This is a genomic window from Rhodococcus sp. 06-1460-1B, from assembly GCF_002258475.1.
Classification (GTDB): domain Bacteria; phylum Actinomycetota; class Actinomycetes; order Mycobacteriales; family Mycobacteriaceae; genus Rhodococcoides; species Rhodococcoides fascians.
The window spans coordinates 22,502-42,884 of record NZ_NOYS01000001.1 but is presented as its reverse complement, the minus strand read 5'-3'; the positions used below and the strand labels follow the sequence as shown (position 1 = coordinate 42,884).

Below are 20,383 nucleotides of genomic sequence, written 5' to 3'. Positions count from 1 at the left end.
TGTCGGAGGGACCGGTGGTGCCGGACGACTCGCCGCCACCGCCGCCGCCGGCGAGTCGTCCGGCACCACCGGTCCCTCCGGAGAACGCTGCCGCGCCTGCGCTGCCGCCACCGACTGCTTTGCCTGCGGCCATGGACTTTCCGCCCGTGGCGACCGCAGCTCCGGCCATCAGGGCTGTTCCTGCTGCGGCGGCACCGGATCCGCCCGAGCCGACGGCCGCGACCGCCGGGACCAACAGGCGCATCATCGCGGGCAGAACCGCTGCGGCCATGGTGAGCATGACGATGCCCAGCAGCGATTGTTGGAGCTGGTCGATGTCGGGGATCTCGCCCTCGGTGACGTTCGCCGAGTTCTGTGCGGTCAGGAACGCCATTGCGTAGACCAGTGCGCCGACGGGCTTGAAGAGCAGGAACGCAATGATCCAGGCCACGATCTTCTCGTAGGACTGCGAGCCGACCGAGGTACCTCCGGCCGCGGCCGCCAGCGGTGCGGCCGCGACAGCGGCAATGAGAAGCACCTGGCGGGCCACGAGCATCACTGCCTGCGCGATCGCGCCGAGAAGTCCGACCAACCCGATGATCAACATCAGCCCCGGGGTGGCGCTGCCGTAGGAGTTGATCGAGAGCATCGAATCGACCATGCCCACCGGGTCACGGTTGGAGGTATCGGTGATCAGCCAGTCCGAGAACGCGTCCCCTGCACGGGTTCCCGCAGCGACGACGACGGAGAACATCGTGGCGGCAATGACGGTGCGGGAGAGGGCCTTGTAGGTTTCTTCGGCCTCGTTGAGCAGTGCGTGACGACGCGCAGCCGCCAGACGCAAGGCCAGGAAGATGATCGTCGCGACCAGCAGTGCGAGTTGTATCCAGCCCGTGTACTCCGAGATCGTCTGCAACGGAGTGAAATTCTGCAGATCCGGGTTCGGGATCTTGATCCACCAGGTCATCGCCATGGTCAGTACTTGCGCCATGCCGGTGAGGATCGACTGCACGATCTCCCCGAACTGCGATTCCCACATCTCCGCGAACTGGCTGGTGGCGAAGTTCTTGGCTGCGTCGAGGGGGTTGCCATCCGCGGCGCACAGTGCGCCGCTCGCGCCGCCGATCAGATCGCCGATAACCGGCAACTGCGTTCCCAATACGTCCCCGACGACGTCGCCGGCGGTGTCGCACGCGGTGGTCTGCGCCGAGTCCGTCTGTGCCGTGTCGTCCGGGGTGGGTTCCTGCGCGGCCGCGATCGCACTGCCGGTCAGCATCACCGCAAGCGCGATCACCAGTGCCACTGCGGTCGTCCGGAGGTACCGGAGGGTGAGGGTCGTCATTTGCCGGGCCATTGCGTCCACCCCGCCAACGTCGGGGTGTTGCCGACCTTGCGCGCCTCGGCGAGCTTGAGGGACCAGTCGCCGCCGCGCCAGAGCAGCTCGATCGGCACTGTGGTCCAGCCGTTGCCGGAGACGTTCTTGCCGGCGTATTCGATCACCGCGTAATCCGAGGAGTAGTAGGTCAGGCGGTAGGCCTCCTGTCGAAACAATGGCTTGGCCGGCGGCGCGGTGTTGCCGGCCGCGATCTGACGTTGGGCGTTGGCGAGATTGCGGTCGAGCTCGGTCTGCAGCTCGGGGGTCGAGGCGACCGCTCGGGTACCCATCACTGCCGCTGCACCCTCGAACGTGGATTGGCTGCGGTTCACCAGCTGCAGTCCCGCCAGTGCCGCGCCTTGTGGGGTTCGAGCGAAGCCGGTGGCGAGGGCACCGTCGACTGCGGTGGGCCCGTCGGAGGCGGAGAACGGGAGGGGATAGTTCTGCACTTTCTGCCACATCACCCCGGCAGGCGGGGCGCTCTGGTAGTCGGCGGAGCTGGGATCGGGGCGAGTGCCGGGGTCTTGGTCGAGGGCGATGCCGTTCGGGTTCGGGGGCACCTCGACGCGGAAGCCGAGTTCGTCGAGGTAGGGCAGTCCCCAGTCGGTGCGGTTGCTCTGGGTCGGCTGCGGCGCGGCGGGACTGGCGGCGTCGGGTTGCGGCGCGGCGCTCTCGCGGGCGCTGCGGTTGATCAGGACGGCCGCGGTGCCGCCGACGACGACGAGAACGATCACAATCACAGACAGCACCAACGTCCACCGGCGTCCGCCCAGGACCTGTCCGTCGTCACCCGGGGACGACGGCACGGGATTGTGTCGCGGGGCTGTGCTCATCACGATTTCTCCAATGGTGTTGCCTCTGCGGGTACTTCGGTGATCGAGCGCACTCTGACGGTAGTGTCGCTGGGCTCGGGAAGCAGCAGCCGCCAGTCCTCGCCCGACCACACGACGGCGGTGTCGGATGCGGCGATCGAATCGTCCGGGAAGGTGGTGTAGATCGTCAGAACCGCCCGCTCGGCGGTGTAGTCGGTGATCCGGTACCCGGCGATCGAGGGCCGCTCTTCAGCGGCAGGGGGTGCGGTGATCGAAATCAGCTGCCGGTTGACGGCGAACGAGTCACGCGCAGGTCCGGGAGCGACCGCAGCATTGACCACCGATGGCCATTGGTAGTCGGGAGCGACCGAGATCCGCACGGTCTGTTGCAGTGCTGCCAGGGCCGCACCCTGCGGGTCGTGAGTGAATCCGCCGACTGGGCCGCTTCCCGAATTGAGGGACGGGCCCTGATCGCCGACAGGCAATGCGATGCCTTGGTAGTCCTGCCACCGCACCCCGGTCGGTGGTGCGGACGGATCCGGGGCCGTCGACGTGGTCGGAGCCGCTGGACCGGTGGCCTCGGTGTCGCCGGAGCTGCAGGCCGTGGCCACCGTCGCTGCGAGCAACGCAACGGCTATCCATGCTCGTGCCCCGTGGGTGCGGGGTGCCCCGTCGCCGGGTGTGGATGCGGTCATGATCGGAGATACCTCTTTCGTTACGCGATGCTCGTGCGCTCGCATGGTCAGAACGTCAACAGGGCGGCGGCGATACCGGTTGCGGCAGAGGCGAACACTGCCGAGATGAGCGTGACCACGATCGACTGACCGGCGTCGGTCTCGTGGGGAGATTGATTGCGGGCGTACGCCAAACGTCCTGCAGCCCAGATCAATCGGATGGTGAATATCGCGAAGGCGAACCAGAGCAGATACTGCAGCAACTGCACCAATGGTTCGGTGACCTCGGGCGGTGGTGTCTTCACATGTCCTCGTTCACGAGAGGACGACGGTGTTCATGATGGTGCCGGCGCTGGTGGCGATGACACCGCCGATCAGGGCTCCGACGACGATCTTCGGCGACTCCAACGACCCGCCGTTGTACTTCTCCCAGCCGAACTTTCCGCCGCCGTAGACCAGTGCGCACACCCCGGCAAGGACGACGAACCAGAGCAGCCAGCGACCCAGGCGTAGGAAGCCGTCGGACTTCGGGGGCGCTTCGGGGGTGAGCTCGATCTGGGCGAGGATGTCGATTCCGGTGTGCAGGCTGTGCAGGATCATGGCTTTCCTTCTGTCGGGGTGGTGGAGCGTTGAACGTCGAGGAGGATGGCCTCGCGTAGTTCCGATCCGACGGCGGCGATGTCGGCGGGAACGTCTGTGGCACTGCGCTTTTTCTCCGGTTGCGGATCGAACGGTGACCAGACCGCCAGGCCGCTGGGATCTCGCGCGAGTGGGTATTGCTCGACCCAGCCGATGCGCCAGTCGCGGCCGACAAGTGCGGTGACGACGTCGCGGGTCTGCTGGATCTGTTTGGGCAGCTTTCGACCCGGTCGGTCGGCCACGGTGATCAGGCCGATGATCGTGGAGGGTCCGCCGTGGCCTGCGGTGTGTTGACGAAGCAGTTCACCCGCTTTGACCAGTCCCGAGACGGTCTCGCGGGCAACGATCGCGACGTAGGGACTTTGCTTTCCGTACCCGCCGGGCCAGCGGTCACCGCAGTCGCCGGCGGGAGCGAGGACGTGGGCGAGGGTGCTCACGCCCGCACCGCCGTGTGCACCGAGCAGCCAGAGCATCGGGGACGGGGAACGATCCGGTAGTGGTATCGGCCTGTCCCAGATCGGGAGCTCGCGTTCGGGTAGGCGCATCGAGAGATCTCCCGACTTGCGGGGTGTCTGGTCGCTGGAGGTCGCGAGGTGGGGAATGCTCACCGGTCCTGCCCTCCGGCGGCAGCGCGGACGGTGTTTGCCCGCAGCTGCTCGTAGGCGGCGGACGTCGCTGGGTTCAGCTCGTCGGCCGTAATCGGCAGCCCCGTGGCCAGGTGAGGGTCGTAGGGGATGTCGAGGACGGCGAACACTCTGCCGTGCAGGTGGTTTCGGAGTTCGTTGAGGTCGATTCCCGGTGTTCCCGGGAGCTGGTGGGATATCGCGACGATGGTGCGCAGTGGGCCTGCATCCGTGGCGGTGTAGCGGATGGTTTCCAGTGCCGCGCGCATCCGATTGACGGCATCGGCGCGGGCATGGACGGCCAGGACTATCGCCGCCCAGGGCTCGGACCGCAGTGGATCGGCTGCGGCGCGGCCGAACCCGCGGTGTCCGAGGTCGTAGATCGAGGTGTCGACTTGGCTGCGGAGGTAGCGATCGATGCCCCGGTATGCCGGCTCGACCGACTGCAGCCAGGCGCGCCCGAGTATGTGTGCTCCTGCCGAGGTCGCGGAGGTGCAGTCGGCGACCGAGGCCGGCACGTTGTCGGGGTCGGAGCTGTCGAAGGCGGTTTCGATGACGGTGTCGCTGACCATGGAATCTGCGCCGCGTTCGACCAGATCACCGCCTGCAGGTGTGGCGTCGACGACGACCACGTCGTGGCCGCGGGCAGACCATGCGTTGCCCAGTCCGAGTGCTGTGGTGCTCGCTCCTGCGCCCCCGCAGGCACCGAGGACCAGAGTCATCGGTGGTATCGGTTCGGGGGCGGGCACCGGTTCGGGGTGAGCACGTAGGGGAAGGACCCGTGCGCCCTGGTCCGCGGGGTCGGGTAACGGGCTCTCTGGGGGCGGGGTGAGCCATTCGCTCATCCATTCGGCGCGCTCTTCGGTCACTGTGCTGCTCCGATCGAGGTGATGAAGGTGCGGCCACCGGCGTCGGTGGTGCTGATGGTCTGTTTGTCCGTGGTGCGAGTGCCGTCGCTGTAGCGCTGCTCGAGGGTCACGGCGTAGGTGTTCGGGGCGGCGGCCCGGATGTTCACGCAGTGCTCGGTACCGGCGGGGATGGTGTCGATGCCGCGTTGGAGCTCGTCGGCGGTTGCAGACTTCAACTGCGCGTTCGGGGCGAGGATCTCGCGGGCGGCCGCGCCGCTGCGTTCGACGTAGTAGGCGTGCTCGAACGCCAGGATTGCTGCGCTTCCCGAGGTGGTACCGCCCGGGCCCGCGCCGGTCACCACGCCGTCGGTCACCGATTCGGGGCACCAGGATTGGGCGAGCGCAGCGGTGGTGGTCGTGGGTGCGGGCAGCTCGGATGTCGGGGCTGGGGTCGACGACACGGCCTCGATCTCGGGCGTGGTGTCTTGGTCGGAGGTGAAGGCAGAAACCGCAAGTGCTCCGACACCGATCGTCATCGCGACGGCCGCCGCGGTGATGCCGAGCGCGCGGGCGTTGACGGAGCGGCGTCGAGCGGGGCGTGGGGTATCGGTCGAGACGGGCTGTGGGGGCGCGAGAAGCCAGTGCGACCCGTCGTCGGCGGAGCGGGTGTCATCGGTCTTGTCTGCTGGAACGTCCTGTGGCGGTGTGGGATCAGCCACCGGGGTGGCGTCGAGGGGATCGAAGGGCGGAAACCAAGAGTCGAGGGAGGTCGATGCTTCGTTGTTGTATGTCATCATCTTTGGTTCCTCTCTTCGAGAGTCCCTGGCGCACAGCAGGTGTGCGCCAGGGGCTTTCTCAATTCGGCAGAGCGGCCGGGGTCGTCGTGGTCGGCCTGCTGCTGGCCGGAGGTGTGACGACGGCGGTGGTGGTGATCGCAGTGCTCGGGAGCGGGGAGCTGAGGTCGGCGTCGATGCCGCCCGTATCGGTCGAACCGTTAGCCAGGTCCTTGGCAAGCGCGACGAACCAGTCGGTCACGAACTCCGTCGCCGATTCACCTGTCGGGGTGGTCGGTGTCGACCCGTAGGAGCCGTGTTGAGCGATGGTCGACGAGTACTTCGTCAGGGTCGCCAGGTTCAACAGGTCCTTGTTGTCGGTGATGTTGTCTTTGACAGCGGTGAAGGCCTGGTTGGTCAACCGCGACGTCGTGGCCGGGGGAACGAGCTTGGCGGCCGCGCCGAGGAGCTTGGTTCCGAGCAACCCGGCCGCGGCGACGGGGTTGGACATCCCGACTGTGGCGAGTTCGGCGATATTCGCCGGCGTCAGGATCTCTTTCGCGACCGTTTTCACGGCGTTGAACCCGATCGTCCCCACCTTGAGCAGAGCCGAGATCGCCTGGTCGGCAGTCGGTAGCGGGGTATTGGGATCCGATGCCACCGCGAGACGCTCGGACAGGGACTTCTTCGGAGCGATCGACAGGTTCGCCAGCGTCGTTCCCTTGATGTCCTCGTTGACCACCGTCACTGCCGTCTTGATCGAGGTCATCGCCAACGCTTCCGCAACCGAGGACAGGGACCGAACCGGGTCACCGGCCGAGAGCTCGGACTGACCGGCGATGTTGGTCACCACCCGCAGGATCGGCGAATCCGACGGTGCGTCACACGCGAGATCTCCGGACTGGCAGAAGCTCGCGACCCGGCCGGTCAACGCGCCGTAGTTGCTCACCGTGTCCGACGTGGGCGCGATACCTCCACCGGTCGGCGCGTTCTGGTCGAGGGCCTCGATCTTCGAGACCTCTGTCCCTGCGGTGCCCGGTGCAGGCTTTGGGGTCGTCTGCCCTGGTGCACCGGGAAACAGCGGTGCACCCACGGCCCGAGTCGGGTCGCCAAAGGTGGCGACCCCGACGAGCTTGGCGGCCGGAATCGACCCCTGACCGGCTCCGACTTTCTGTGCCCACGTCGAGACCGCGTGAGCGCCCTGGCTGTAGCCGGCGGCGGTGAATTTCGTTTCCGGGCATGCGGCAGCGACCTCCGCAGCCATGGCGTCGATGCTGGTCTCCGCACCCTCGACCGACTGTGTGTAGGGGACGTTGCCGCCGGGCACCGCGCCGCCGAACCCGGCGTCGTACGGCACGTACGCCCGCCCAGCGAGCTCGGTACCACCGGATACGGCTTTGGCGAGCAGAGGCATGAAGACCTGCGAGAGCATCCCGGTGTCGGTCGTCGGCGCGGCATCGGGGGCGGACTCCCCGGTCCCTTGCACGCCGAGGGCGAACAGCGCCGGGCACGGCCCCGTGATGAGGTCCGTGCCCGATTCGCTCGGAGCAGCCAACGCCGGCGACGTGGCATTGACCACGACCGCCACAGTGGCGGCCGCAGCCAACGCCACGCGAGCAACGCGGAGTCGAGGACGCGAGGTCACAGGTGCCATCCAGCAGGGGCAACCGAATCCAGGAACGATCCCGCCTGCGCTGCAACGTTGTCGGCAGCGGCGAGTGCATCGGCACCGCCCGGCTGCGCAGCGACGATCTCCCGCACCTCCAACGGATGCGCGGGTGCGATGCTCGCTGCCTCCGGAGGAGTCCATACCGGGGCCGCGAGTGGCGGGGGAGTAGGTGCTGGGGCAGGTGCAGGTGCTGGGGCGGGCGAAGGTGCTTCACCGAGGTTTTCGCCCGCACCGTATGCGCCGCCGACGACACCGCCGATGACCGCTCCGGCTGCGCCGACACCGGCCGCTGGAATCAGTGCTGCAGCTGCGCCGACCGCTGCACCGATCGCTGCACCACCGGCTGTGGCGGCGACACCCACCGGGACAGCTCCGACACCGGGGATCAGAACCGACCCGACTCCTGCGCCGGTGATGCCGCCGATGGTGCCGCCGATCAGGCCGCCGGCCAAGATCGCCGCTGGTGCTACGACTGCGTAGGTCGTGACCGCGGAGGTCGTTCCTCCGATGAGGACGCCTGCCGTGGTGCCGGCGGCCATCCGGTCCGAGCGTGTCGTCGGGATACCGAGGTTGTTGAAGTACGTCGCGCCCTGGGCTTCGAGCACAGCGGCGGTGTTGTTGACACGGTCCGCGTCGTCCTGGCTCAACCAACCTGGCTTCTCGCCGGAGATAGCACCGAAACGAACGGTGTTGTCCGGGGCCTGAATCGGAGCAACCGGCGTACCCGGTGCTACGACCGTCTCGTCCTTGGACGGTTCGGGTACAGCGTCGGTCGAGGGCTCTGGAGCAGGCGTCGACGGCGTCTGCTCGACGGTGGGTTCGCTGTAATAGACCGGCGCGTTGTAGTTGGGAACCGAACGGGTCGGTGCGTTGCGGTACTCCGCCGGTGGCACGTACGGGCCGACGTACTGCCAGTCCGCCGTCGTGCCTGAATCTTGCTGCGGCACTGCAGGGGAGGGTGCAGTGACGCTCGGCTGGCCGCCGGGAATTTCTGTGGTCACCCCGGGCTGCCCTGGCGCGGCAACGGCGAATCCAGCGCCGGTGAACATCGCGGCCACCGTCAAAGTGAGCGCTGCTGTCGCTGACGCTGTGACAGGGCGAGGGATCGCACGGTGGCGTGCTTTAGTCGAAGAGTGAGTCGGCATGGTGATGTAGCTCCTTCGAAATTTGTTGATCTACAACAAGTTTGGGTCTTAGATCGGTCGAGCAATTCAGCTATTTACCAGCAGGGAGGCTATGTGGGGCAATCGCATCGGCATGTGTGGATGTCGATTCGATTGCCCCACGTCCTCAGTCAGAGCCAGCCGAAGAGGACGGGCCAAATCCACAGCTGCTGGAAGATCCACACGGTGAGTCGCTACATCCTTTCCTCGACTTTGAATTTGGACAGAGGGTCGATGTCCCGGCGGGGTCACGCAGTTCGGCACACGATGAGGTCGAAGCGTCAATGCATGACCCTCGCGCCGGTCCATCGGATGAGACGTGAGCGCAGTCCCGACCTGCGGACGCGATCGTCGTCTCACGACTTCACAACGGGGGGCGGAGAAAGAGCCGAGACAATCGCTTTCAGTCCCCGTACGTTCTCCGCCTCCCCTGTTGTGGGAACGCGATTGGTAACCCAGGGCGTTGGGATTACCCTCACGTCCTCGAACTCGACACTTGTTGGGCAGGAGTCGAGTTCAAGATTCGGGTCGTTACGCGACTTTTCGTATTCCGGAGGTACTGATCAGCTCCGTAGGGGGCGAGGTCGGCAACCACTCGGTGAGAACTTCGGCAGTCGATTCGTCGATCTCCTGGTGGGGTCGCTCGCATTCGTGCCCAGCTTTGTGCGAGCACCCGACGAGGCCGATACCGGCAACGGTCGTGAGGGAGGCGCACTGATCTGCCTCTAGCCGGTTCTGTGGGGGCATGAGAACGAGCGGGCGGGACGGTAACGGCCGCGATTTCAGTTGCGATGTCATGGGTGCTCCAGTCGTTTGGACTGCGCTGTGCACCTAGGCTGGTAGGCCTGCGGGTGTCGTGCGTTCAGGCGCAGTTGTCATTCGCAGATACGGGACCCCGGGGCGTTCGGACGCCAATCACTTACGCACCCGGGGTTTCTCTTGCTTTGCTTCTGCCCCTTTTTCGATCAGGGGCGTCGCCACCTCCACGTTTGCGACGGTGGAGGGCAACTGCCTGTCCTCCAGGGCAATAAAGCGGTTCGACCTATCACGACATTTGCATCGTTTAAGGTCATGCACAGATTAGACCTTAGTGGAGGTGCGGCATGGTGTCTAGCAATGAACGGAATGCGACAGTGAGTCGACGCGTCTTGCGGGGGTTCGACCCAGCACGGCTGACGTCGCTGCGTGAAAGTAGAGGCATGAGCCGGGCGGATCTCGCACGCAAGTCCGGGCTCGGAGGTGCCACCGTCCAGCAATGGGAATCCGGCACTCGGAGTCCTCAGGTCGACACCCTGGCCCTCGTTGCGAAGACCCTCGGCCTGCCTATCAGTGAGCTTGTCGACGTACCCAGGGATCAGCGCTTCCCTGGAGATTGGCGCGTCCTTCTCGGGCTTACGCAGCCGCAGCTGGGCCAGCAGGTGGGTATCAGTACGTCGATGATCGCCCGTATCGAGCGCGGCGAGGTGAAGTTGACCGATGAGAATGCTCGCCGCCTCGCTACGGCGCTCGACATAGGGATCGACGAGCTCGTTCGCAGTTACGAGCGTGCGCGAGACAGGCCGGCTGGCGTTCAAGCGTGACGAGGCTCGCCAGTTCCTGAATCGGCAACGTCGTTGAGTCGACGTCGTGGACCGCAGCGACGGTGGGTGTTGCGCGGCGAGCGACGGCATGAGTGCAGTATGTACCGGCGATCGAAAACAGAGCAACTTAGAAGCAAAATTTTTGCAAATCCAGCTTGTGTGTAACGACATCCCTGTAGTTCTGAGCTGCTTCGATGCCAGTCCGGTACATTGATCCAGAAATTGCGATTTTTTTGCTAATCGGACATAGGATGCAGCAATGCAGGAAACAGACGACCTGGCCCGTTTTGGCAAGGTGGTGGCGGCGCGGCGGGCAAGGCTTGCGTTGACCAGGTTCGAGGTCCGTGATGCTGGTGGACCGTCGGACACCACACTTGGCAACATCGAAAACGACACTCTCGGTCGGGCACCCAGTCCGGCCGTGCTCAGGAAGCTCGACCAAGGCCTGCGGTGGAGCAAAGGGAGCGCAGCTGCTGTTCTCGCCGGTGGCGATCCTGTCCCCCTGGAGAGCCTGTCGAACAGAAACTCCAGATCGAGCAGTGCCGCCGCCGAGCCGGATGCGATTGTGCTTCCTTTGGACGAAATCAACAATCTGTTCGGGCTGCACCGGCAGCTCAATGCCGCGCACGAGAGCTGTCATGGCGCGGATCCCCCACTAGAAGACTTCGACCAGGTCGTCGGGGGATTCAACGCCTTTGTTTCCCGCGTAGCCGGACGGTATGCCACCGCGGTCTTAGAACGAAGTGGGGGCCCTGGGAGAACCCTCCCTCCGATGGCGGAGATGGCATTCGGCCCCCTCCTCGATAAACCCGCCGTCGACTACGACCCGGTCGAGCGCGAAGAACAGCTCTACCGTCGCTGGCTGGCTGGGCGGCACGACGACATCGACGACGAGCTGGACGCCAGGTTCCAGGAGCGATGGGCGGAGCGCGAGTGAAGCAGTTGAAGTTGCGCAGGAAATGGGCAAGGGTGCTTGCTCGGGACCAAGCCTCTCGTAGTACTCCGCGGGGAGAGAACGTTCGGAAGGAACAGACCACAATGGACAGCCAGCTACCGCTACACAATCGAATCAGCAGGCTATTCGGGGGCTTCCGACATCTGGGGACACCCGATGATCTGGACCCGCAGGTCGCGGCGCATGTGAGCAATAACGTCGGCCGCCACGTCACTGCCGAAGAAGTGAAAGTGCTCCGCAGCCAGGCGGTCGACGCCGCCGAACGAGACGTCCTCGAGGCAGTAGCCACCTTCTTCGAGTCGCCGGTTACCTACCTGGTCGGCACCACTGCTGAGCAGATGGACTACAACGCGCAGCTCGATTACTTCGACAACGTTCGGAACTCCCAGGCCACGGTATTTGCTCTACGAACTCGCGTACCGCAACTGACTCCGTCGATCGCTGAGCGTCTGAGCGAGCTGGTCCGGGACACGCACGGACGTTTCGAGAAGCAGAATCGGCACGAACCGGCCGAGGCCGGCGAATCGACATAATGAGCTCGGTCCGAGACGCTGCCGCTGCAGCGAGAACTATCGGCGACCCCGAGCTACGTGCCAGATCCTTCCTCGACACACTGCAACTGCAGTTCACGAGACCCTGGTCGATCGACCGATTCGTTGCCGAGGTTGGGTTCAAGATCGGCCGCGTCATTGTGATCCTCGATCTACCTGACGATCTGAGCGACAGCGGCGAGGTCTCGGGCTTTTGGGTACGAACTGCCCCGGTCGATGTCATCTACGTCCGTGCGGACGTAGATCCGCTCTTTCGTGAACAATGCATCCTCCACGAAGTCGCACACATACTTCTCGGTCATGATGCCGATGTTGTTGTCACCGAAGACATTCTGGTCGAATCGTTCATGAGGATGGCTCCTGCCATTCCGAGGACAATGATCAGCGCACTTGCCGAGGAACAACGGGCGAAGGTGTGCTTCACGCGAGTCCCGGACTTCCTTCAGCCCATCGAAGCAGAGGCCGAATGGCTCGGCACACTCATGCTTGCCCGCGCCGATTCCCTACGCAAGCCGTTCTACCCGGAGAACATCGACTCGAAAGACAAGGAGACCCTGCGCCGGGTGGCCACCATTTTCGGGTGGCAAATGTGAGCACGTTCTTCGAGGCGATACTGCCAATAGTGTTGCTGGTGTTCGGTCTTCAACGCCTACCGCTGTACAAGCGGAGGCCACAGACACGCCCCATGACTGTGCTACTGCTCACTCTCAGTATTGCGCAGATGTTCAGAATTCATGCGCTGGCAGACGACAATCTCGACCCCGTCATCCACGACGTGACGGGTCTGTGGAACGTGTCTGTCCTGATAGCTCAGGCCCTGGCGATTTGCGCCGCAACCCAATGGGTCGGGATGGCGGCTCACTCGACCCAACGTAGTTTTCCGCGTCGCTCTCGCTACGCAGTCACCACGGCGTTGGTCGGCGGTCTGGTCATCTCATTCCTGCTCTCCCCCGCGCCGTCGAGGCCTACCTATTACCTCAGTCAGACCTTTCCAGCCGAAGGCTGGATGCTGGTCTACTGGGTCATCTTTCTCGGCAGCCTGTCGTTGTGCGTGGTAGTGCCGTTCTACCTGTTGGTCCGCATGGCCTTGATCGTGAAGACCGGAGAACTAGCGCGCGTCCTCACCGCTGCTGCGGTGGCGTGCGGGATGATCCTGCTCTACGCAGTTCACAAAATCGTCTACCTAGCGGCGTTCGCCCGCGGCATAGAGAACTGGTACACCGACCACACCGTTCAGATATCGCTCTTCCTCATCATGTCGCCTCTGCTCGTCGCCGGATACGTTGCGTGGGTGTATATCTGGACGACACTGCTTCCTCGCGTCCAGCGGTACCGACGCATCGTTGCGTACATGGACGAGTGGCAGGCCTTGGCGACTCGAAGCAACGCCATCCTTGCGGACACTCTGATCCCAAGCTCCAAGCGGGCTGCCTGGCGTGCCAGCAGAAACTCCGTCGCGTCTACTCGACTCATGGTCGAGATGGTCGACGGCGAAGACGGTAAGGCCGCTTCCGCGGGGGCGACTAGAAGATGAACGGGATCAAGCGCTTAGAGCGCGTCATGTATTCGGCGTACCCCTCTCCTATCCCTTCGAGCATCGCGGCTTCCTCCGACGGAATCCGGTGGACGTATCCACCTGCCAGAAATGACACCATCACGGGGGAAAGCCAGTTCCCGTACGCGATGGAGAATCCCAGCGCGCAGATCAATGCCCCCGTGTACGAGGGGTGCCGGATCAACCGGTACGGGCCCGTCTGCACCACCAGTTGCTCTGGATGCGTGTGGACCTTGAACGTGAAGGACTCCCCGAGCTTCCGCGCCGAAGCCAGCCGGAGGGCCTGCCCGAGTGCAGCGGTGGTCAATCCCGCAACGAAAATCGTTCGCGGGTGCCGACTAACGACGGTTGCCGGCGAGGCCACGCTCAGCACGAGGCCTCCGCCATACGCCAGTGCAAGGCCACGGCCAACTGCTCTACCGGACCCGTTGTCCCGATTCACAGAACCCGCTCGCGGCCTCCGCTTGCCCATCCTGTACTCCGACAACGCAAATCCCGCGAAAGCGGTAGCCAAAACCGCAGCGGCCGGTCGACTGGTCACGAACAAGGGCAGCCTCTTGACGATCATGCGACACAGCTTCTCAGACTCAGTAGCCGCTCCGAGACGAGCAGGGTACCGACCAACTTCAAGGACTAACGCATGACGACGGCGACACGACCGATCAAAGGCCTGGCACTGGTGGGGGTCGGTGCGTTTCTCGCCGCGTCCTCGGCAACAATGTCCCTGTACATGGCTCCACAGCTGGTGAAGACGCCTCTCGACGTCGACTCCGCCACGGTCGCAACGGGCACCGCGACCTTGCTCGACACCGAAGCGCTCATTCAGGGCGTCTCGAAAGTCGATCGCGACGTTCCCATCCGGGTCTTGCAGCAGGTCACTGTCGAAGAACCGTCCGACAGCAACAAGATCACTATGCAATCCGCTGTTCTGTTGCAACGAGACGACAGACCTGGTGAAAGAGGGACGGTCAACGCAACCGTCGACAGATTCACCGCCGACCGCAGAACTGCGATGCCGATGGACGATCCGATCGGGTCGATCCAGAAGTACAACGATCAACCCGCCGACGAAGTCACACACGACGGGCTTTCGCTCAAGTTTCCGTTCGACGTCCAAAAGAGGTCCTATCCGTACTTCGATACGACCGCGCGCCGCAGCCAGGAGATCCAGTTCGACGGCCAGACCACCATCAACGGCCTGGACGTCTACCGGTTCGTTCAGGACATCGCGCCACTAGACACCGGCGGCAAGCTCAGCCTCCCTGCGTCGTACTGGGGTATCGACGGGGACGAAGAAATTCTGATGCACCGGTTCTACAAAGCACGCCGTGAGCTGCTCGTCGAGCCCACGACAGGTGCAATCGTCTTCGGGAAGCAAGCGGTTCACCAGTACTACGGCCGCACCGCTGACGACCCCTCGGCGGTCACCATCGTGGAAATGTCGCCGGAGCTCGACGCCGCCACTGTCGACGAGCAGGTGCAGCGTGCAGTCGAGTCCAAACGACTCATCGATTGGGCCGAGATCTACGGCCCGCTGACGGCCGGTGGTCTTGGCGTTGTATGCCTCGTTTTGGGGGCTGTAATGATTCGTCGCCATTCACGCACTTCAGAACTGGTAGTGGAGAAGCCCCAGGCCCTGGCTGATGCTCACCGCTGATGGCTGCCAGACAGTCAATGAGACAGAAGCCTGGCCCAGTTTCGGCGTGTCTGCGGAAGATGCCACGACACTCGAGACAGGATTGGTGGACGCGGGGATGACGGTCCCTCGTCGAGACCGGAGGAGACCACCAGTGCCTCAAAACAGCAAGGGTAAGCGCAAGGCTCTGAGAGCTCGCGCGCCCGAGGAGATCATTCCGACAATCGAGCGCATGGCGCGAGAGGCCGGATGCAGTTCGGTCAGTCAGTACCTTTCCGACATGTTGTGCCTGGTGGCCGACCGACCCGATCTCGTTCGAGAGCTGAACCAGGAGGTGTTGCCGCTCTCCGCATGACGTGACGCAAGGCCTCTCAGCTCGAATACGGAAGGGCGTTCCGTAGGGCTAGCTGGAGGAAAATACAGCGACACACGCCAGACCCGAGACACGAAAAACCCCCCGGCTCTTGTTGGGCAAGAAACGAGGGGCATTCGAGTTTGGTGAGAAGCGAGCTAGGAACTCGGTTCTCGGTGTTGCATTCCCCAGAAGGGACACTGTCTTGCTGGACAGGTCTCAGGGTACATCGCGCCCTGATGAAGATTCAAGATCTATAGCTTGTGTCGGGTCGACGATGTCGACACCCGACAACACTTGGATACGTCTGTCGCCGTTGGTGGCCGCGCGTCGGTCCATGCGTGTGTGGAGTGCCGTCACCGGCAAGTTCGATACCTCGCGCAGTCTCACGAAGCGCCTGCCGGCCGTGCCGGCCGCAGTGCCGATCTATGCGCGCGGCCGTACGAGCCTGTTAGCGCTGGACTTCGACGCCAAACATCACAGTCCTGAGCAGGTCGACGCCGACGTCGATCGCGCACTCGGATGGCTCCATGAATGCGGCGCGCGCACAATCACCGACCGCTCGACGAGCGGCGGCCGCCACGTTCTGGTCCCCATGGCTACCGATATGCCTCTGCGCGTTGACGACATCAAAATGGTGATGCAGCTACTCGGTGCCCGGTTGGTCACCCTGGACGCCACACCGATGCTCAACGCAGACTGGGGATGCATCACTCCCCCCGGTTCACCATGCCGAGAGGGCGGCTACCGACTCCTCGACGGCACCCTCGACGACGCAATAGACGCCTTCACCGTCCGCTCCGACCGCGGTGTCATCGCGCGCCTGATCGCTTTGCTGGGGGGCGCGACCACTCCTCGACACCGAACCCCTGTGGCCGCAGTCGCAGCCTCCCTCACCCAGGACGAACGCCTCGTCGGCGTCGGACGCGATCGACGCCTGGACCCGCGCTTCCACCGCAACACACCTGTCCCCCATGCCGTCGAGATGTACGCGGCCACAGGCAAGTTCACCAAGGCTCACAAAGCCCTCTGGACATCCCCGTCAGAAGCACGCCAGTCCGTCATCAGCCACGCCGTCCTGCGCGGTGCCAGCACTGCGGACATCGAGAAGTCGATCGCCACTACAGAGTGGGCCGGGCTGCGTCACGCCTACATCGACAAGTACGGGTCTCATTCAGCCGCAGCCTTGCAACGGGACGTGGAGAAGGCTCTGACCTGGGCCGCAGCGATTGTCCGTCCATTCCATCAACTCACGCACAAGAACAAATACACAGGGGGGGATGGCTCCTTCTTGAACGACCGTGTTCGTCAGCAATGGCTGGCTCACGCGAAGATGTGGATCGACTCAGAATTCCTCGGTACTCGCCAACGCCCCGTCCTACTAGCAGTGGTGCAGGCACTCGCCTACACATCTGCGTTGGCGGGGGAATTGGTGGAGGGAGTCCCAGTGGTCGCCGTTGGTGGTCGAAGCCTGTCGCATGCAGCGGGGCTGATGTCGGAATCGACTGTGTGGAGTGGGCTAAGACTGCTTAGAGAGACCCCAGGCTCTCCTCTGCTGCTGGTTTCGCGAGGGGCAGGGCGAGAGGCAGACCGCTACGCCCTGACCACTCCAGCGACGATCCAGAATCCAGGAGCAGTGCATATCGAGCGAGCGCGGGTCGAGCCCGTGCATCCGGCATGGAGCGTGCTTGGTCTACGTGGTCGTGCGGTGTACGAGCTGCTCAAGGCCGGCCTGGCCACCGACGTCGAGGACATCTTTGCCGCTGCAAAGCTCCGGCCGTCCAACGGATACGCGATCCTCGCGGACCTAACAACTGCTGGGCTCATCGAGCGGAACAATGCAACCTTGACCCTAGGACGCCGCACGCTGGACGACGTAGCGGCCGCTCACGGTGTGGAAATGGTCGTAGCCGACCGCATTGTTCGGCACCGAGCCGAACGGCTCGTGTGGCAGGTGTGGCTCGAAAACCGGTTCTCCGCTCCATCCCGTGACTCCGCTACGCGCGACCAGACGATTTTCCCGCCTGCCGAGGCCGCTCCCCTGCCTGGCGACGCAGATTCGGAGGCTCTTTGGGCAGCACTCATGAAGGCTGGTCCACCGCCAAGAGATCCGGTGTTAGAGGCAGTCGAGATACTCGGTGACCTTCTAGGGGCGGTCATTGTGGATACGTCGTAGCGCTTCGGAAACGGGTCTTGGGGTCGGTCGCCGGCCCACTTATCTGTCAGCTGTGCTCCGTACCACCCATCGGCTATCCGCATCCGAGGACGGTCCGACGCTAGCGTGGTGCGGCGATGCTTGAGCAAACCTATAGAGAGGCGGGTTATGACCGACTGGGTTGTAGCGGCGGAAGAATTACGCGCCGAGCTGTTGGCCCCGGACGCGAATGATGTCGACTGCTCGGGGGTGATACCGGCCTCTCATTTCGACGCGCTGCGCAGCAGAGGTTTCTACGGACTTGCGTTCAAGTCGCAGGATCCGATCCGGACACTTGCGGATACCGGCGAAGTGCTGGTCAGCGGCTGCCTCGCCACAGCATTCGTATGGGCGCAACACCACGGCACGCTGCTACGTCTGGCCACGTCGAGCAACGAGGGCTTGAAAGCTAAGTATCTGACGGCACTGCAGACGGGCGACATGCGCGCAGGTGTTTCCGGCAGTGGCTATGCCAGCCCACGGAAGCCGCTGGTCAAAGCAGTTCGAGTAGCTGACGGCTACTCGATTACAGGGTCCTCGCCCTTCGTAACGGGATGGAACGGTCTCACCGAGGTCATCGGTGTGACCGCGTACGACGAGGCAGCGGGACAGCAAGTTACGTTCCTTGCCCACGCCGAGGACGTCTCAGGCTTGGTAAGTGATCGCCTAGAACTGACGGCCGCGCACGCCTCACATACGGTCAGACTCACCTTCGACAGGCTTCATGTACCCGACGACATGGTCATGAGTGTGTCATCGGCGTCAAAGAAGGACGGTTCGGAACTGAGTGACATGGATCGGGCTGTGACCCGCTTGAACGGCTCGCTCGCTCTCGGAACGGCGAAGGCATCCCTCTTGGAGTTGGCTGCAATGAGCCGGTCCAACGACATCCTCGATGCGAGACACAACGAGATCAGAGCCACGCTCACTCGCGCGATCACCGAGCGGCAGATTGACATCTTCGGAGTGCGCGCTGCCGCAAGCCGATTCAGTGTGGACGTTGCGAACCATTTGGCGAGCGAGGCTGGAAGTGGAGCGATATTGCGAGGCGCGACACCTGAACGGCTTTTCCGTGAAGCTGCTTTCAGTCTTGTATGTACAACGACGCCGGAGATGAAGGCGCACTTGCTACGTGAGGCGGCACATCGGTACGACCTCTCGGTTGCGTAAGACGGAGGCCGCAAACCCGCGTGCTGACTGTTGCCTCAACTGATCAACTGGATCTGGGACGCGCAACGGTGGCTGCCCCAGCCCCCCGGTTGGGGCAGTCGTGCCCGTCTGTGGAAGATGTTTCGACCTCCCCTAGTGGCTATGGCCGCCTATATGGGCGATCGGAATGCTGCGCCGCTTCCCTGGTGAGCGGTGGTGAACGCCGGAGTTGCATGCTGTTGCGGGCCGTTGCGCTCGGACGCAATAGCCGTGCGCCCATAGGGGCAGTTATATTACATTATATGTACTTACAGTACCTAGCCTAGATACGCTAGGTACTGTAAGCTAACGTTACCCAATATCCGGTACTATTTGCTTTGCTCTTCTTTAATAATCACAGCGTATATACGCTGCGCTTACGTACTATTTGCTAAGCACTACTAGTTCCACTTCGGCCCATATGTCCCTGTAAGTGCCCCCACCTGCTTTGTTCCTCGGCTCTCCCCTGACACGGGGGAGGAGGGTGGTCGCATCAACGAACGAGAGGGAGAAGAAACACCGCTATGACAATTACTGCGATCGCGAACCTGAAGGGTGGCGTCGGCAAGACCACCATCGTGAACGGCCTAGCCCACGCAGCGGCCAGCGTGCAGCAAACCTGCTTGGTCGTTGACGCTGACTCTCAGGGGAATTCGACCAAGCATCTCACCAGTCACACTGTCGAAGATCCGCCTGAAGCGAGTCTCGCGGATGTGCTCGACCGAGATGTCGACTGTTCGACCGAGCAAGCCATCATTCAGGCGCGGCGTCCAGGCATAGATGTTCTGCCGAGCGGGTTCAGTGACCTTCAAGCAGTCATGGACACGCTGGTGGGGAAGACCGGCGGCGAGATGGCCGTCGACAGGGCGCTGAAAACGGTTGCAAACAAGTACGAGCACATCCTAATCGACTGCCGTCCCGCGATCGACCTTGTGTCCCGTGGAGCACTCTTCGCTGCCGATAACGTTCTGATCGTCGTGAACCCCGAATCGGACGCAATCGACGGGTTCGACGCTATTCGCCAGTCGATCGAGGACCTTGAGCAGTACATGGGCAAGGTACTGCCTATTGCAGGCGTAGTCGTCAACAAGATCGACGGTCGCCGTGCCGATCATGCGAAGACGCTGGAGTACCTCAAGGAGTACGTGCAAGAGGCTGATATCCGAATCGTGGGGGAGCCGATACCGATGCTGACCGACATCAGCAAACTCACCAACGTGGGAATGGGCCTCGATGAACACCCCCGGCCCACGGGACGAATCCGCAACCTTCACGAAAACTTCGTAAAGATTCTCAACGCAACAGGAGGGAAGGCATAGTGAGTAAAGAGATTCCGGCACCGCAGCTACCCGCCGCGCGCGCGCCTCGGCGCAACACGTTCGCGCAGGCGGCGGCACCGGCGCAACGCGAAGCTGAGGCCGCGACACCGCCGGTAGCGTCACCGTCTCGGCCGCCGTCTCAGCCGGCGAGCACGCCAGAAGTTGAGGTTGGCGCGAAGGAGAGATCCAAGCGGATGGAAGGAACGAAGGACATTCTGCTCTCGATGCCCTCGTCTCAGAAAGAACGAATGGAGGCCACCATCGCCCACACGCAGGCATACACCGGTGTCAAGCATCAGCAGGTCTTCATCAGGACTGCAGTCGAGCGGTTGTGTGAACAGCTGGAACGGCAGTACAACAACGGCCAGCGATACAAGTTGCCCCCGGCCGCACCTTCCCTATAGCGCCCCTATGGGCGCTATAGGGGGTATGGGCGAGTCGTTCCACACCGCCCACATCCCCGCAGCGTCTTAGGCGTTGCGTTCGTATCAAAGCCCA

The 20,383-nt window shown here is 63.4% G+C and carries 22 protein-coding genes; 11 read left to right on the top strand and 11 right to left on the bottom strand.

What is annotated here, in order from left to right; genetic code table 11:
* The 10 genes from CH268_RS00235 to CH268_RS00190 all read right to left on the bottom strand — a co-directional run.
* Positions 1-1,321, bottom strand: a 1,321-nt coding sequence (locus CH268_RS00235; RefSeq protein ID WP_094661844.1) for a hypothetical protein, incomplete at its 3' end; no start/stop codon positions are given.
* Positions 1,318-2,187, bottom strand: coding sequence for a hypothetical protein (locus tag CH268_RS00230; RefSeq protein WP_249277101.1), 870 nt, complete (start codon positions 2,185-2,187; stop codon positions 1,318-1,320). The genes CH268_RS00230 and CH268_RS00235, both read right to left, overlap by 4 nt.
* Positions 2,187-2,861, bottom strand: coding sequence for a hypothetical protein (locus tag CH268_RS00225; protein ID WP_176457799.1), 675 nt, complete (start codon positions 2,859-2,861; stop codon positions 2,187-2,189). The genes CH268_RS00230 and CH268_RS00225 overlap by 1 nt, the downstream gene beginning before the upstream one ends.
* Positions 2,862-2,908: 47 nt before the next feature.
* Positions 2,909-3,145, bottom strand: coding sequence for a hypothetical protein (locus tag CH268_RS00220; RefSeq protein ID WP_094650850.1), 237 nt, complete (start codon positions 3,143-3,145; stop codon positions 2,909-2,911).
* Positions 3,146-3,155: 10 nt separating this feature from the next.
* On the bottom strand, positions 3,156-3,440 hold the full coding sequence (locus tag CH268_RS00215; protein ID WP_094622027.1) for a hypothetical protein: 285 nt from the start codon (positions 3,438-3,440) through the stop codon (positions 3,156-3,158).
* Positions 3,437-4,087, bottom strand: coding sequence for a DUF6668 family protein (locus tag CH268_RS00210; protein ID WP_255182252.1), 651 nt, complete (start codon positions 4,085-4,087; stop codon positions 3,437-3,439). The genes CH268_RS00215 and CH268_RS00210 overlap by 4 nt, the downstream gene beginning before the upstream one ends.
* Entirely contained in the window at positions 4,084-4,971 is an 888-nt protein-coding gene (locus tag CH268_RS00205) for a MinD/ParA family ATP-binding protein (RefSeq protein WP_141215056.1), read from the bottom strand. The genes CH268_RS00210 and CH268_RS00205 overlap by 4 nt, the downstream gene beginning before the upstream one ends.
* Positions 4,968-5,747, bottom strand: coding sequence for a hypothetical protein (locus tag CH268_RS00200; protein WP_094661839.1), 780 nt, complete (start codon positions 5,745-5,747; stop codon positions 4,968-4,970). Before CH268_RS00200 ends, CH268_RS00205 begins: the two co-directional genes overlap by 4 nt.
* A 58-nt stretch (positions 5,748-5,805) precedes the next feature.
* Complete coding sequence (locus tag CH268_RS00195; protein WP_255182251.1) at positions 5,806-7,368, bottom strand: cutinase family protein; 1,563 nt, start codon at positions 7,366-7,368, stop codon at positions 5,806-5,808.
* Entirely contained in the window at positions 7,365-8,441 is a 1,077-nt protein-coding gene (locus tag CH268_RS00190) for a hypothetical protein (RefSeq protein WP_141215055.1), read from the bottom strand. Before CH268_RS00190 ends, CH268_RS00195 begins: the two co-directional genes overlap by 4 nt.
* 1,217 nt (positions 8,442-9,658) lie before the next feature.
* On the opposite strand from CH268_RS00190, the gene CH268_RS00185 reads away from it, so the two are divergent.
* The 5 genes from CH268_RS00185 to CH268_RS00165 all read left to right on the top strand — a co-directional run bounded on the left by CH268_RS00185 (position 9,659) and on the right by CH268_RS00165 (position 13,175).
* A complete protein-coding gene (locus CH268_RS00185; RefSeq protein ID WP_094661833.1) occupies positions 9,659-10,135 on the top strand; it encodes a helix-turn-helix domain-containing protein in 477 nt (158 codons plus the stop codon).
* A gap of 259 nt (positions 10,136-10,394) precedes the next feature.
* Positions 10,395-11,072, top strand: a complete 678-nt coding sequence (locus tag CH268_RS00180; protein ID WP_094661831.1) for a helix-turn-helix domain-containing protein — start codon at positions 10,395-10,397, stop codon at positions 11,070-11,072.
* Positions 11,073-11,275: 203 nt separating this feature from the next.
* Positions 11,276-11,623 carry a hypothetical protein gene (locus CH268_RS00175; RefSeq protein WP_141215054.1) on the top strand — a complete coding sequence of 116 codons (348 nt, stop codon included), beginning with the start codon at positions 11,276-11,278 and terminating at the stop codon, positions 11,621-11,623.
* On the top strand, positions 11,623-12,234 hold the full coding sequence (locus CH268_RS00170; protein WP_094661827.1) for a hypothetical protein: 612 nt from the start codon (positions 11,623-11,625) through the stop codon (positions 12,232-12,234). Before CH268_RS00175 ends, CH268_RS00170 begins: the two co-directional genes overlap by 1 nt.
* Before the next feature lie 92 nt (positions 12,235-12,326).
* The gene (locus CH268_RS00165; RefSeq protein ID WP_141215053.1) at positions 12,327-13,175 is read left to right on the top strand and encodes a hypothetical protein; all 849 of its coding nucleotides are present in this window, start codon (positions 12,327-12,329) and stop codon (positions 13,173-13,175) included.
* On the opposite strand, the gene CH268_RS28105 is transcribed toward CH268_RS00165, so the two are convergent.
* Positions 13,165-13,503 (bottom strand): methyltransferase family protein, encoded by a 339-nt coding sequence (locus tag CH268_RS28105; protein ID WP_255182250.1) that lies wholly within the window; start codon positions 13,501-13,503, stop codon positions 13,165-13,167. The two genes, CH268_RS00165 and CH268_RS28105, sit on opposite strands and share 11 nt — an antisense overlap.
* A 333-nt stretch (positions 13,504-13,836) precedes the next feature.
* Between CH268_RS28105 and CH268_RS00155 the strand changes: the two genes are divergently transcribed.
* The 6 genes from CH268_RS00155 to CH268_RS00130 all read left to right on the top strand — a co-directional run bounded on the left by CH268_RS00155 (position 13,837) and on the right by CH268_RS00130 (position 20,289).
* The gene (locus CH268_RS00155; protein ID WP_094661821.1) at positions 13,837-14,853 is read left to right on the top strand and encodes a DUF3068 domain-containing protein; all 1,017 of its coding nucleotides are present in this window, start codon (positions 13,837-13,839) and stop codon (positions 14,851-14,853) included.
* Between the two features lie 133 nt (positions 14,854-14,986).
* Positions 14,987-15,187 (top strand): hypothetical protein, encoded by a 201-nt coding sequence (locus CH268_RS00150; protein WP_094661819.1) that lies wholly within the window; start codon positions 14,987-14,989, stop codon positions 15,185-15,187.
* 334 nt (positions 15,188-15,521) lie between these two features.
* Entirely contained in the window at positions 15,522-17,360 is a 1,839-nt protein-coding gene (locus tag CH268_RS00145; protein ID WP_141215052.1) for a hypothetical protein, read from the top strand.
* A 147-nt stretch (positions 17,361-17,507) separates the two neighbouring features.
* Positions 17,508-18,548, top strand: coding sequence for an acyl-CoA dehydrogenase family protein (locus CH268_RS00140; RefSeq protein ID WP_094661815.1), 1,041 nt, complete (start codon positions 17,508-17,510; stop codon positions 18,546-18,548).
* 542 nt (positions 18,549-19,090) lie between these two features.
* Complete coding sequence (locus CH268_RS00135; RefSeq protein ID WP_052058282.1) at positions 19,091-19,885, top strand: ParA family protein; 795 nt, start codon at positions 19,091-19,093, stop codon at positions 19,883-19,885.
* A 194-nt stretch (positions 19,886-20,079) separates the two neighbouring features.
* Positions 20,080-20,289 (top strand): hypothetical protein, encoded by a 210-nt coding sequence (locus tag CH268_RS00130; RefSeq protein ID WP_094661813.1) that lies wholly within the window; start codon positions 20,080-20,082, stop codon positions 20,287-20,289.
* Positions 20,290-20,383 lie beyond the last annotated feature (94 nt).